The organism is Neptuniibacter sp. QD57_21 (genome assembly GCF_047778075.1).
Classification (GTDB): Bacteria; Pseudomonadota; Gammaproteobacteria; order Pseudomonadales; family Balneatricaceae; genus Neptuniibacter.
The window spans coordinates 2,892,736-2,906,721 of sequence record NZ_CP180549.1 but is presented as its reverse complement, the minus strand read 5'-3'; the positions used below and the strand labels follow the sequence as shown (position 1 = coordinate 2,906,721).

The following is a 13,986-nucleotide window of genomic DNA, read 5'->3' as shown; positions in this document are numbered from 1 at the left end:
AGGTAAGTGAAGGTTTTACAGCATAGCGCTGTAAAACCTTTCATATAGATCTACCTATTCGTAAATAATCTCATCGAATACTTGGCGGATAGGTTGAACACCCGCCCAAACATCCAATTCCATATCTTCAGGTTCATCCACAGGTGCTCCGGTTCTAACTTTTGCTGAAACTTGCTCGATTTTAAATTCCAAAACCGCAGTGGCTTTGAGCTCGACATCATTGGCCTGTCTCGCTTCTTGTGATCTTCCGGTTTTGACCTTTTCTAGCATCAAGTCTAATTGTCGACGCTTTTCCTGTTCTTCTTCGATTAGCTTAGCCTTGCCATACATGATTACACTTCGAAAGTTGACTGAATGGTGGAAAGCAGACCGCGCAAACACTAATCCATCCAGCAAGGTAATTCCTATTGCTGCTTCCTCTCCGGCGAGTAATGCTTGGAACAAACCATTTTTACTTGAACCGTGGATATAGAGGTAATCGCCTTCGCGCCAGTGGAGTGTTGGTTGAATCATTGTTTGCTCGCGCCAATTGCATGAAACATGGCAGACAAGTGCTTCATCCATGATCTGATAAATTGTTTCTTGATTATAGGTCGCTTTTTTCAACCCACGTTTAACCTGTGTTTTTGGCGTAGGGGTAAAGTGACTCATCTGCTTGTCCTCCTCATATTTATGGGTTGATTGGTTTAGATGGTGGAAGAGTAATGGTTATAATTGGTCTATGTGAGATCCAATATTTGTATATTTAATGGGCCCAATTTTGTTGAGTGCGCAGCTGCTAAACATTCTTAAGTCCCCTGAAAGCGTTGATGAGGGGGCTCGTTATCAGGTTATTTTTAAACGTCTGCAGTTGGCTATTTTGCAGGGGGCGCTGGTGGGTGGTACTCGTTTACCTGCAACTCGTGAGTTATCGAGTGCGCTTGGTGTTGCCCGTAATACAGTTAAAACTGCCTATGAAATGTTAGTTGCCGAGGGTTATGTTGAAACGGTGACAGGTTCAGGGAGTTATGTCGCTCACTTACCTGAGTCAGTGTTGAGAAATAAGCCTTCGAAAACGAAGCAAGACCCCGGTTTGTCGGTTTCGGAATATGCAAAGCAATTCTTAGGTTTTACGCCTTTAAATCCAGATACGCGAAAGTTACTGCAACCGGGAATACCCGCAATCGATCAGTTTCCGATAGAGCAATGGAAACGCTGTTTAGCGAGAGCCGCATCGTTTAAGTTACTAGAGTCATCGCCTCCGGCAGGTGATTTAAGACTGCGGGAGCAGATCTCAAAATATTTATTGCGACACCGAGGAATAGAGGTAAAAGCCGATCAGATTTTGGTGACCTCCGGCTCCCAGCAAGCGATCCATATGGTTGCTCAGTTACTCACTAATTCAGGTGATCGGGTGGTGGTTGAAACTCCGGGGTTTCCAGGGATATCTGGTGCTTTTAAAGCAGCGGGGTGCAAGATTGATACGGTTCAGTTTCCTCTAATTGATGCGCTAAAACAGAAGGCTGCGTTATTGAGTTTGACGCCTTCTCGTAACTTTCCTTTAGGGCATACGATATCGCTTGCAGAAAGGTTGGAGGTTATTCGTTGGGCTGAAGCAGAAGATGCTTGGATTTTAGAGGATGATTACGATTCAGAGTTTGCCTTAGGTCATCCTGTTTCTTCACTATTTGCAATCAGTGATTATCAACGGGTCATCTATACCGGGACTTTTAGTCGATCGATGTTTCCTGCAATACGTTTAGGTTATGTGGTACTACCTGAACTTTTAGTGCCTTTATTTAGTAGAGCGCGACGCTATATGGATGGTGGATTATCCGGCGTGACTCAAGTGGCGATGGCTGAGTTTATGGAGCAAGGCTATTTTGCACGGCATCTCAAAAAGATGAGTGGTTTGTATCAGAAACGGCTTAACATTCTATCTCAAGAGGTCAAAGCTAGCTGTTTGTCTGACTTGCCTATTTTGGGCGCTGAAGGAGGAATGCATCTGGTATTGGGGTTGCCAGATGAGATAGAAGACAAGCGACTGGTTAAACAGCTAAAACAAGATGGCTTGGGTGTAAGAGCATTATCGGGCTATACCCAAGAGGGGCCGAAATTAAATGGTTTGGTGATTGGATATTGTGCTGAGTCGGAAGAGCAGATTAGACGAGGTATTCAGTTAATTGGTAAACATTATAAAAATGTTCGGGGCCACTCTAAGTTAGGTTAAAATGAGCAGCTTATAACTTGTGAGTACTTTGTTGCGATGACTACCCCTGTTTTCTCTGATCTGAATTTATGCCCTGAACTGCTGACTGGTTTGGAAAAACTCGGGTATACCCAGCCAACTCCGATTCAAGCTAAAGCAATCCCTTTAGTGTTAAAAGGCGAAGATTTACTAGCGGAAGCGCAAACGGGTACAGGTAAAACGGCTAGCTTCGCTTTGCCTATCATTGAAAAGTTAAGTAAAACACCGCCGCAACAAAACTACCGTCAAGTTAGAGCGCTAGTTTTAGCGCCTACGCGTGAGCTGGCCATTCAAGTGGCAGATAATACATTGGAGTATGGCCGTCCTTTAGGTATGCGTGTGATGTCTATCTATGGCGGCGTACGTCTGGATAACCAGATTCGTAAACTGAAACGCGGTGCCGATATTCTGGTAGCAACGCCGGGGCGTTTGTTAGATTTGTTACAGCAAAAAGTGATTAACCTCGATCATCTAGAGTTTTTAGTCTTGGACGAGGCGGATCGAATGCTTGATTTGGGCTTTATCGATCCCATTCAAAAGATTATGGATTATGCTGCAGAGCCTCGCCAGACGCTTTTATTTACCGCGACAGCAGATGAAAGCATCGAAGTATTAGCCGACTTTTACCTCAATAATCCACAGAAGATCAAAGTCTCTCCGCGTAACTCGACGGCGAAACAAGTGAAGCAGATCGCTTATTCTGTGGATAACAGTGATAAGTCTGAGATCCTGAGTTATCTGATTCAAGAAGAGAAGTGGGGCCAAACCCTAGTATTTGCTCGAACTAAAAAGCGAGTTGATGAGCTTGTACAGTATCTGAATAAAGAAGATATCTACGCTGCTGCAATTCATGGTGACAAAACTCAGCGTGAGCGTGAGCGCATGTTCAAAGAATTTTTAAGTGGCGAATTACACGTTCTGGTTGCTACTGATGTTGCAGCGCGAGGTTTAGATATCGAGGCTCTACCTTACGTTGTGAATTACGACCTGCCGAATGTTCCAGAAGCTTATGTGCATCGTATCGGCCGAACAGGTCGAGCAGGGGAAAGTGGCGAAGCGATCTCTCTAGTTGCACCAGCAGAACGAGACTTTCTTAAGCGTATTGAGCAACTGATTAAACAGAAAATTCGATTAAGACCGGTTCCAAGAATCGAGAACGGTAAACGCATAGAGATTGAAGACTTTGCTGATCGGCCAATGAAGAAGCGCCCAGCGAAAGGTAAAAAACAAGTTAAGCGGGAACAAGTAGAAGCTTACCAGCCTGATACATCCAAACGTGCCATTAGACCGGGTTTATTTAAGAAATAATTAGCTTTGTTTCCATTCGGGGAGCGCTTGCATCATCTTAAGGTCATCGATTAAAGCAAGTGCTTTCCAGCCTTCGAGAGGGAAGCGAATATCTCCCTTATCTTCGCCGTATTTTGCTTTTAGTTGCTCGACTTGATCGGTATTAAAGTCGAGTAGACCTAGACCTTTCATCCCCCACCCTGCAAAAAGCCGGCTGTCGATGAGTTCAAAAGAGATAAGTTGAATGTTCGTATGCCTTGGATCGTGCACTAGTGTCATAAAAAGCTTATTAACAGATTCATAGCGTCCTTCGATTACTTGAAGAAAGTTATGCTGAGAAGCCAGTAAGACACCTGTTATCTCATTTGTTTCGTTGTTTTTCTCGCTTTGGTGCAGAATGTTGCGGACTTGTTCCCAATCCATTTTGCTAATGGGTTCACTTTTATAGATGAGGCGATACATATAAAGCTCCACGTAATATCTGCACGTAGTGACAAGCAGGATCATTTCCCTGTAAGGATCTATTGATACATCTACAGCATAGTTCCTTTCTAACTGTGGAAAAGTAAATTGCTGAGTAAAACCCAATAGACACTGTCTGTTTTCTGTTCAGGCCAGAGTGCGTATAATGTGCGGCTTTAATTCTTAATTGGTAAAAAGTAATGTCAGGCAAACTAGAGTGGGACGAAGCTGCGAAACAGCGTGTAGATGCAGCACCTTTCTTTGTACGTAAGCTAATTCGTCATAAGGTAGAGAAGGCTGCTCGTCAGCAAGGCCTAGAGCGTATCACTGAAGAGTTGCTTGATAAGGTCAAGAAAAAGCAGATGGATAGCCAAAAGTAAGCGGTTAGCCTCAATAAGAGCGGTTGACCATGCTATTGCTCAACCGCTTATCTCAAAGCAGGTTATTCTGCCTGTGACCAAACTTTCTTCCTTCTATGTTTTTATCCCCTCGATAACCTCAGTCAGCGATAGCCCCGTCTCCCTGATAAATATCAGTGCAGATTTCCGTTTGTAATTTACTCACAATGCCGTTTATCTGGTTGAATAATAGCTAAGGAAGTGATGTTGTTGGCAAAGTGTTTAGAAAAGCAGCATTTGCTTTGAGGCTAGATATAACAAGGGCTATGGCGATCTAAACCAAAGATATCCACGGGTTTTAAATAGAGTTACCCCCAGAATTTGGGGGTAACTGGTTTGATCGTATTTCCTATAGAAAATTAAGGTTCGGCTTTAACTGGCGTTAGGTTTTGAGCTAAGACTTCTTCGCCAAACCAGCTTAGGTTTTCATGTAGCTCAACCACCTCGCCTACGATGATCAAAGCTGGTGCCGGTAGCTTAGCTTCCTCTTGTAACTGAGGTAGCGTTTCCAAAGTACCGGTCAGTACTTTTTGATCTGCTGATGTCCCACGGGAGATGATTGCTGCAGGTGTAGATGCTGGTTTGCCATGCTCAATCATCTTAGCAGCGAGTTGAGGCAAGGTATGTAGACCCATGTAAAAAACGACCGTTTGGTTAGGGTGAACTAACTCGTTAAAGTTCAGATCGGTCGTACGGTTTTTAAGCTGGCCGGTTACAAATTTAACCGACTGTGCATAGTTTCTGTGAGTCAGCGGAATGCCGGCAAATGTTGAGCAAGCACTAGCGGCTGTGATGCCTGGTACCACTTGAAAAGGGATATTATGTTTTTTAAGAGTTTGTAGCTCTTCGCCACCGCGCCCAAAGATAAAGGGATCACCACCTTTTAAACGTACAACTCTCTGTCCCAGTTTGGCATGCTTTACTAGAAGTTCGTTGATACCTTCTTGTGGGACAGCGTGATTATCACGTTTTTTACCGACAAAAATCAGATCGGCATCACGACGGCAAAGATCTAACACTTCTGGGGAAACAAGCGCATCGTAGAGGACGATATCGGCTTGTTGCATCAGGCGTAGTGCTTTAAATGTTAATAACTCCGGGTCTCCAGGGCCTCCGCCGACAAGGTAAACTTCGCCTACCTGATGTTCTGGGTCTTCGTTTGAGAGTTTATCAGCAATCATTTTTGCCGCTTCTTCATCACGCCCAGCGAATACTTTTTCGGCGATTTGGCCCTGCAGCACGTTTTCCCAGAAAACACGTCGATGGTTAACCGTACTGAACGTCTCTTTTACCTGATCGCGGAAATGGTTCGCGATACTCGCAAGCTTGCCGTAGGATTTTGGAATCCATGTTTCTAATCGAGCTCTTAGCAATCGAGCAAGAACAGGGGCGCTACCACCAGATGACACGCCTATAACGATAGGAGAGCGATCGACAATAGCTGGGAATACAAAGGTGCAAAGTTTCGGGCTATCAACAACATTCACTGGAATATTCTTTTCGACTGCATCGAAATGAACCCGCTCGTTCAGTGGCTCATCATCCGTAGCAGCGATGACTAAGGTTTTGTCGTCTAAAAGGGCTGCATGATACTCACCAACAATTGCCGTACCTTGGTTTTCATCTAAAAGGTCTTGTAGATCGTCGCATACCTTATGAGAGATAACGGTGACATGAGCGCCCGCCCTGCACAGTAATTTCGCTTTACGTAAGGCTATGTTTCCTCCACCTACAAGCAAGACTTTCTGATTGGTCAGCTTAAAAAATAGCGGTAGGTAATCCACAAAATCTCTCCAGAAAATGACTCAGGTTTTATCTACCTGATAGGTCGGTTGTCTTTATTTAAGAATAAGTTATGCAACCTATATGCCTAAGAATGATTGATTTAATCGTTATCTATATAAAGCCAAGTGCATAGCTATACAGAGCTGAAACCAACCGTATTTATATCTATTAGTTTACCAGTAGATTTAGGTTTTGGGCGTATAGAAAGGGAGCTAATTCACCGAATTGGGGCGAGCTTATATTCAGTGCTAAAAAATGGTGCATCTTAGAATTAAGATGATCCTGCACCAAACAGATCTACTGAATGGTGCAGGGGGATCTCCTGTCAGAGAAAGCTTCCTGCTATCTCTTAGGTATTACTTTTTAAAATTTAGCGGCGTTGCTGGGTGTAAACCGCATTCACGGTTTTCTGGGTTTTCCCACCACCAACGGCCAGAACGTACATCTTCACCCATAGAGATTGCACGTGTGCATGGTGCACAGCCAATACTTGGGTAGTGTTTGTCATGTAGTTCGTTGTAAGGAACATCATTTGCTTTGATGTATGCCCAAACCTCTTTCTCTGACCAATCTGCCAGAGGGTTAAGTTTGTGCATATTATTGCCTTCATCCCACTCTTCGAACTGGATCTCATCACGAGTGACAGACTGTTCACGGCGAAGGCCTGTAATCCAAGCTTTATGGCCAGAGAGCGCACGTTTTAGTGGTTTGATTTTACGAACAAAGCAGCAGCCTTTACGTAGCTCTTGTGACTCATAAAAAGCATTAACACCGTTCTCTGCAACATAAGCTTCAACGTCCGCACCTTCAGGGTAGTAAACGTTGAATGTTACATTGGCGTATTGCTTTTGCACGTCAGCAAGAAGCTTAAGTGTTTCTTCAGGCAGACGGCCTGTGTCTAAGACAAAGTTGTTGATTTCTGGACAGAATTTGCTGATAAGGTCAGCGATAACTACGTCTTCAGCACCTAGGCTATTTGCAAAGACTAAGGATCCCTCATGATCCTGATAGCCTTTTTTAAGTAGAGCTGCAACGGCTTCAACCTTTGCTTGTAGCTCTGCAGTAATTTGCTCACTCATAAATAGGACCTCACCGTCACTATTAATTACTGGTGATAAACAGCGCGTACTTTATCGGCAGCGCTTTGGTAATAGTTGCTCATCTCATCGAAAGACTTAAGCATTTCTGGCTTAAATACGTCATCAGCGATTTCGATTGCTGTAAAGCCACAACGCTCTAAGTAAGCGAAACGGTCTTGACCAATATCACCTGTTGCACGGATTTCTCCTTTGTACTCTGCGCGAACAAGAAGGCGCGCAATACTAAATCCACGGCCGTCACGGAAAGCAGGGAAATCGATCGCTACTAGTGGGAACTTGTCTAAGTTCTCGACTAGGAAGTCGATATCGTCATCACCATTCACTTTTACAGCTACTTGGCCTTCACGTCTAGTAAGTGCTTCTTGGTTTTCCAAGTAAAGCGCTAGCGGTACGATGATGTCACCCGTTTGATCAAGTGATTCTTCGTTGATCAGAGTCCAGTTGTCTGCGACAACTTCACGATTAATTAGCAGGGGCATATACGTACTCCTTAAATGGTGCAATACCGATACGACGGAATGTATCAATGAAACGTTCGTTCTCAAAGCGCTGCTGAACGTATACTTCAAGCACTTTTTCTAGGGTGTTAGCGACTTCTTCAGAAGCGACAGCACGGCCAATAACCTTACCTAGTGCTGCATCAGAACCATCATCACCACCTAGGGTGATTTGGTACCACTCTTCACCTTTCTTATCTACACCCAGAATACCAATGTGGCCAACGTGGTGGTGAGAACAAGCGTTCATGCAGCCTGACATATTCAGTTTTAGATCGCCAAGGTCATGAACAAAGTCCATGTCTTCAAATTTCTTGTTGATCTGATCTGCTACACCCAGAGTACGCGCATTAGCTAGCGCACAGAAGTCACCACCAGGGCAAACAGTCATGTCTGTGAGTGTACCGATGTTTGGACGTGCTAGATCTGCATTTGCAAGCACTTCCCATACTGCGTATAGGTCTGCTTTCTTAACGTCAGCCAAAACCAAGTTTTGGTTGTGAGTAGCACGAATTTCGCCGAAGCTGTATTTGTCAGCAAGATCAGCAACTAGGTCTAGTTGATCCGCAGTGATATCGCCGGCTGGTTTGAGGTATGGCTTTAGAGATACATAAGCTATGCGGTAACCATCTACTTTATGCTCTACAGTGTTACGCTCATACCAAGTGTTGAAATCTTCATTCTCTGCCAGTTTAGCTTCAAGTGAAGTATCTGCAGCAGCTGATGCATCGTAATCAAATGGTTTAAAGAATGCTTTAACGCGCTCGATCTCTTCCATTGGTAGTTTAAGATCAGTATCGCGAATATGCGCCCACTCTTCCTCAACTTGCTCGCGGAACTTATCGATACCTACAGCTTGTACCAAAATTTTGATACGCGCTTTGTATTTGTTATCGCGGCGACCATTCATGTTGTAAACACGGATGATAGCTTCTAGGTAAGAAAGTAGATCTTCCTTAGCTAGGAATGGATTGATCTGCTTAGCGATCATAGGGGTACGACCAAGGCCGCCACCTACAAGCACTTCAAAACCAACTTCGCCAGCATCGTTTTTAACGATGTGAAGGCCGATGTCATGTACTTGTGTCGCTGCACGGTCGTTTGCGCAAGAAGAGATCGCAATCTTGAACTTACGAGGTAGATACGCAAATTCAGGGTGAAGTGATGACCACTGACGAATGATTTCACAGTACGGACGAGAATCTTCAATCTCATTTGGGATTACACCTGCGAACTGATCCGTCGTTGTATTACGGATACAGTTACCAGACGTTTGAATCGAGTGCATCTGAACTTCAGCAAGCTCAGCAAGAATGTCAGGTACTTCTTCTAGTTTCGGCCAGTTAAACTGCAGGTTAGTACGCGTAGTAAAGTGCGCATAGCCCTTGTCATAAGTACGTGCGATATGAGCCAGTTTACGGAATTGAGTTGAGTTATACATATTGTATGGGCCCGCTACACGCAGCATTGGCGCGTGACGTTGTACATACAAACCGTTCATCAGACGTAGTGCTAGAAAGTCATCTTCTGGCAGTTCGCCTGCTAGGAAGCGGCGAGTCTGATCTCTAAATTGCTCAACACGTTCGTCAACCAGCTTCTGGTCGACAGAGTTATACTGATACATAACTTTTCCCTTGTTGGACCCTTAATCGGGTGCAACACCTCACTTTTAGGGTTTTAACCTGCGATTACGAAGCGCAGACCGATGGCTAATAATATTGAGCCCATAATAGGCTGCATAATTTTTGGTGATAATCGTGTGCCCAGATGGCTTCCCACAAATACACCCGGCAAAGAGCCGATTAGTAGGTATAGAAGAAGGCTAAGATCAACATTGCCCATTCCATAATGACCTGCACCTGCAACTGATGTAAGCACAACGGCATGAACTAGGTCGGAACCCACGATGGTTGGCATACTCATACGTGGATATAACAAGATTAAAATAGCTGTACCTAAGGCCCCAGCGCCAACCGACGACAATGTTACCAGACCTCCCAGTAGAATACCCATCAACACTGTAATAGCGGGGCGCCATTTTTTTGCATGGCTTGCGGCTGATGTGTGCTGCCATTTCATCGCTTGATTGCGAATTTTATTACGCAAGAAAACGGCGATGGATGTTAACACTAATGACACACCTAGGGTCATGTTCATTATGTGTTCGATCTGTTCTAGTCCATCTAGGCCTTTTAGGTAGTTCAGGGTTAACAAACTTCCAGGAATGCTGCCTAGCAATAAAAGAAGAACTACTTTCCACTCGATCAGTTTCTTTCTTGCATAAGAGAAAGTACCGCCGAATTTTGTAACGGCTGCATATAGTAAATCGGTGCTTACAGCTGTAACTGGTGGAATTCCGAATACAACAATCAGGATAGGCGTCATTAAGGCTCCACCACCTATACCGGTGAGGCCAACAATAAAGCCAACAACTAATCCTGCAAAACTGTACGCAAGTTCCATAGATAGACCTGTCCAAGAATAAACTGGCGGCATAATAAAGGAGGTTTGTTATAACTCAAAATAATAATTGGGAATCTTGTTATTTCTTTTGGTGATAACGAAAGGTAACAAATTGAAAAGTAATAGATAGGCTATTGCATATAGCTAAACGCTATAAAAAAGTAATTATATATTCTTTTGCGTTTTATTGAGAGGGCTGCGATAATGCGCCGCATTATAGGATAGGTAGGCTTATTAAATCGACCACTATTAAGTTTTTCTTGGTGCGATTGTAGGGTCTAAGTCCGTAACGTTTATAGAGAGAGAGTATTTTTAATGAGTGCTTTGCCTGAACATCGTTTAACGCACCTTAAGCAGCTAGAAGCTGAAAGTATCCATATTATTCGTGAAGTGGCTGCTGAATTCGACAATCCAGTAATGCTTTACTCCGTTGGTAAAGATTCCGCGGTAATGCTTCATCTTGCACGTAAAGCGTTTGCGCCTGGTAAGCCTCCTTTCCCTTTGATGCATGTTGATACTACATGGAAGTTCAAAGAGATGATCGAATTCCGTGACAAAATGGCGAAAGAAGCAGGTATGGAGCTTCTAGTTCACATCAACCAAGAAGGTGTTGATATGGGCGTGGGTCCGTTTACTCATGGTTCATCTAAACATACCGATATCATGAAAACTCAGGGTTTGAAACAGGCACTAGATAAGTATCAGTTTGATGCTGCATTTGGCGGTGCTCGTCGTGATGAGGAAAAATCCCGTGCTAAAGAGCGTGTTTTCTCTTTCCGTGATGAAAACCACCGTTGGGACCCTAAAAGTCAGCGTCCAGAGCTATGGAACGTGTTCAATACACGCGTAGATAAAGGCGAGAGTATCCGTGTATTCCCTCTGTCCAACTGGACTGAGCTAGATATCTGGCAGTACATCTATCTAGAAAACATCTCTATCGTACCTTTATATTACGCTGCGAAACGTCCAGTTGTTGAACGTGATGGCATGTTGATCATGGTTGATGACGAGCGCTTGCCTCTTAAAGAAGGTGAAGTGCCTGAAATGAAGAACGTGCGTTTCCGTACTCTTGGTTGCTACCCGCTAACGGGTGCAGTGGAATCTGACGCGGCAACTTTGCCGGATATTATTCAGGAGATGTTGCTAACAACGACTTCTGAACGTCAGGGGCGTGCGATCGACCACGATAGTTCTGGTTCGATGGAGAAGAAAAAGATGGAAGGTTATTTCTAGGGCTCTACATAGAAATACGTGGCGGTATGAGTTTATAGGCCACACCTTACATCCATATTGAAAAGAATATTCAGCGACAAGCTATCTTAATGAACCGCTTGCCGCTTTCCTAAGGGGAAGAAAATGAGTCACCAAAGCGAACTGATTGAATCTGATATCCAAGCGTATCTGCACCAGCATGAAAACAAAGAGCTATTACGCTTTTTGACTTGCGGTAGCGTGGATGACGGTAAATCTACATTGATTGGCCGTCTACTACATGACTCTAAAATGATTTATGAAGATCAACTTGCTGCTATCCAGAAGGATAACGAGCGTGTGGGTAATGCTGGTGAAGAACTTGACCTTGCGCTTCTAGTTGATGGTCTTGCTGCAGAGCGTGAGCAAGGTATCACTATCGACGTTGCTTACCGTTACTTCTCTACATCTAAGCGTAAGTTCATCATTGCGGATACTCCGGGCCATGAACAGTACACACGTAACATGGCGACAGGTGCATCTACCTGTGATCTAGCGATCATCCTTATCGATGCGCGTCACGGTGTACAGGTTCAGACTAAACGTCACAGCTTTATTGTTTCTCTACTAGGTATCAAGCACACGATTGTTGCTATCAACAAAATGGACCTAGTTGATTTCAGCGAAGAGCGTTTTGAAGAGATCAAAGCAGATTACCTTGAGTTCTCTAAGCAGCTAGATCTACCTGATATTCAGTTTGTACCGATCTCTGCATTGAAGGGCGATAACGTTGTTACACCTTCTGAACCAATGAGCTGGTTTAAAGGCGAGCCATTGATGGAAACATTGGAAACAGTTGAGCTGGCTAACGACCAGAACTTCGATAGCTTACGTTTCCCAGTTCAGTACGTAAACCGTCCTAACCTGGACTTCCGTGGCTACTGCGGTACGTTGACATCTGGTATCGTTCGCCCGGGCGACGAAGTAACCGTGCTTCCTTCTGGTAAGTCCAGCAAGGTTAAGTCGATTGTTACTTACGAAGGTGAAATTAAAGAAGCATTCCCGCCAATGGCAGTAACGCTAACTTTGGAAGATGAGATTGATATCTCTCGTGGCGATATTCTTGTTCACAGCAACGAAGTTCCAGAAACAACAAACCGTTTTGACTCCATGGTCGTATGGATGTCTGAGGAGCCTTTACAGAAAGGTCGTCAGTACGAAGTTAAACTGAATACTACGCGTATAGCTGGTGGTATCAGTAACGTTCGTCACCGTGTAGACGTTAACACGCTAGAGCAAACTGCTGCTGATTCTCTGGAGCTAAACGAAATCGCACGTTGCGAGATTACGCTAGAGCGCCCAGTTGTTGCTGATGACTACCGTGCTCACCACGGCACAGGTTCTTTCATCATTGTTGATCGTCTAACTAATGCGACTGTTGCAGCGGGTATGATCATCGAGGGTGGTGATGAGCAGACTGACCTTGAATCGAAGCTAGTTAATGCTTCTGCAGTTAAAGCATCTGATCGTACAATTCGTTTCGGTCAGCAGGCTGCGACAGCGACTATCTCTGGTGGTAGTGCTGAACAGCGTCAAACACTATTGTTTAGCCTAGAATCAGTATTGTTCGAACAAGGTCGTGCAGTTGTAGCGCTTAACGCTGAACAACTTCAGGGCGGTGCTCAGAATGCGTCTGCTGTTCTAAATCAAGCAGGTCTTATTTCTCTGCTTGAAACTGACGATGCAGTAGAAGGTGCAGTTGCATTGAACGTTGATCAGCTTCAGGGGTCTACTGACGTTGAGAAACTAGCAAGCGCACTAGAACTATTGAAATAAAAGACCATTCTCGAATGGAAAAACCGGGAGTTTGAGCTCCCGGTTTATTGTTTTAAATCAGAATATCGCTATACCGAAACCTTATAAGAGATAGTAATATTAGATTTTGCTTATCTTCTTTTAGGGGTAGGTTTCGATAGCTATACGGATCTTATGACAGAATATCTTCTGATTGTTATCAGCACTGTGCTGGTAAACAACTTTGTGCTGGTTCAATTCCTTGGATTGTGTCCATTTATGGGGGTTTCCAATAAGCTGGAAACCGCGATGGGTATGTCCTTGGCGACCACATTTGTACTGACTCTGTCGTCCGTATGCAGTTATCTTGCGTACACGTATCTCCTGCAGCCTCTTGCATTAGAGTATCTGCAAACGATTACATTTATCTTAGTGATAGCGGTTGTTGTGCAGTTCACTGAGATGGTTGTTCGTAAAACCAGCCCATTATTGTACAAAGTGTTAGGTATTTTCTTACCGCTGATTACCACTAACTGTGCAGTACTCGGGGTTGCGTTACTTAATATCAAAAAGCTTAATGGCTTTATTGATTCAATTGTTTACGGTTTTGGTGCTGCAATCGGCTTCTCTCTTGCTTTGATTCTTTTCTCAGCGATGCGTGAGCGAATTGCGGTTGCAGATGTCCCTATGCCATTTCAAGGGGCAGCGATCGGTATGGTGACTGCTGGCTTAATGTCCTTGGCATTTATGGGCTTCACCGGTCTGGTACAAATTTAGGAGCC

General features: G+C 44.2%; 13 protein-coding genes. 6 read left to right on the top strand and 7 right to left on the bottom strand.

Annotated elements, in window-relative coordinates; translation table 11 throughout:
• Positions 1-54: 54 nt before the first annotated feature.
• Positions 55-651, bottom strand: coding sequence for a pyridoxamine 5'-phosphate oxidase family protein (locus ACMXYS_RS13110; protein WP_415896800.1), 597 nt, complete (start codon positions 649-651; stop codon positions 55-57).
• A 112-nt stretch (positions 652-763) separates the two neighbouring features.
• On the opposite strand from ACMXYS_RS13110, the gene ACMXYS_RS13105 reads away from it, so the two are divergent.
• Together ACMXYS_RS13105 and ACMXYS_RS13100 are read left to right on the top strand one after the other, a co-directional pair.
• The gene (locus tag ACMXYS_RS13105) at positions 764-2,209 is read left to right on the top strand and encodes a PLP-dependent aminotransferase family protein (RefSeq protein ID WP_415896798.1); all 1,446 of its coding nucleotides are present in this window, start codon (positions 764-766) and stop codon (positions 2,207-2,209) included.
• 36 nt (positions 2,210-2,245) lie between these two features.
• Positions 2,246-3,535: a DEAD/DEAH box helicase gene (locus ACMXYS_RS13100; protein WP_415882100.1), complete on the top strand. Its 1,290-nt coding sequence runs from the start codon at positions 2,246-2,248 to the stop codon at positions 3,533-3,535.
• On the opposite strand, the gene ACMXYS_RS13095 is transcribed toward ACMXYS_RS13100, so the two are convergent.
• Positions 3,536-3,976 (bottom strand): BLUF domain-containing protein, encoded by a 441-nt coding sequence (locus tag ACMXYS_RS13095; protein ID WP_415896797.1) that lies wholly within the window; start codon positions 3,974-3,976, stop codon positions 3,536-3,538. It abuts the gene before it with no gap.
• A gap of 200 nt (positions 3,977-4,176) precedes the next feature.
• Between ACMXYS_RS13095 and ACMXYS_RS13090 the strand changes: the two genes are divergently transcribed.
• Positions 4,177-4,356, top strand: coding sequence for a PCP reductase family protein (locus tag ACMXYS_RS13090; RefSeq protein WP_415882098.1), 180 nt, complete (start codon positions 4,177-4,179; stop codon positions 4,354-4,356).
• A 377-nt stretch (positions 4,357-4,733) separates the two neighbouring features.
• Here ACMXYS_RS13090 and cysG read toward each other — a convergent pair whose 3' ends face one another.
• The 5 genes from cysG to ACMXYS_RS13065 form a co-directional block, all read right to left on the bottom strand.
• Complete coding sequence (gene cysG / locus ACMXYS_RS13085) at positions 4,734-6,158, bottom strand: siroheme synthase CysG (RefSeq protein ID WP_415896796.1); 1,425 nt, start codon at positions 6,156-6,158, stop codon at positions 4,734-4,736.
• A gap of 357 nt (positions 6,159-6,515) precedes the next feature.
• Positions 6,516-7,238, bottom strand: coding sequence for a phosphoadenylyl-sulfate reductase (locus ACMXYS_RS13080; protein ID WP_415896795.1), 723 nt, complete (start codon positions 7,236-7,238; stop codon positions 6,516-6,518).
• Positions 7,239-7,264: 26 nt separating this feature from the next.
• Entirely contained in the window at positions 7,265-7,738 is a 474-nt protein-coding gene (locus tag ACMXYS_RS13075; protein WP_415896794.1) for a DUF934 domain-containing protein, read from the bottom strand.
• Positions 7,722-9,380, bottom strand: a complete 1,659-nt coding sequence (locus tag ACMXYS_RS13070) for a nitrite/sulfite reductase (RefSeq protein ID WP_415882094.1) — start codon at positions 9,378-9,380, stop codon at positions 7,722-7,724. Before ACMXYS_RS13070 ends, ACMXYS_RS13075 begins: the two co-directional genes overlap by 17 nt.
• Before the next feature lie 53 nt (positions 9,381-9,433).
• On the bottom strand, positions 9,434-10,219 hold the full coding sequence (locus tag ACMXYS_RS13065; RefSeq protein ID WP_415882093.1) for a sulfite exporter TauE/SafE family protein: 786 nt from the start codon (positions 10,217-10,219) through the stop codon (positions 9,434-9,436).
• A gap of 315 nt (positions 10,220-10,534) precedes the next feature.
• Here ACMXYS_RS13065 and cysD point away from each other — a divergent pair, with 315 nt between their 5' ends.
• The 3 genes from cysD (at position 10,535) to rsxA (ending at position 13,981) form a co-directional block, all read left to right on the top strand.
• Positions 10,535-11,452: a sulfate adenylyltransferase subunit CysD gene (cysD, locus tag ACMXYS_RS13060; protein WP_415882092.1), complete on the top strand. Its 918-nt coding sequence runs from the start codon at positions 10,535-10,537 to the stop codon at positions 11,450-11,452.
• Between the two features lie 123 nt (positions 11,453-11,575).
• Positions 11,576-13,246 (top strand): sulfate adenylyltransferase subunit CysN, encoded by a 1,671-nt coding sequence (cysN, locus tag ACMXYS_RS13055; protein ID WP_415896793.1) that lies wholly within the window; start codon positions 11,576-11,578, stop codon positions 13,244-13,246.
• 153 nt (positions 13,247-13,399) lie between these two features.
• Positions 13,400-13,981: an electron transport complex subunit RsxA gene (rsxA, locus tag ACMXYS_RS13050; RefSeq protein WP_415882090.1), complete on the top strand. Its 582-nt coding sequence runs from the start codon at positions 13,400-13,402 to the stop codon at positions 13,979-13,981.
• Positions 13,982-13,986 lie beyond the last annotated feature (5 nt).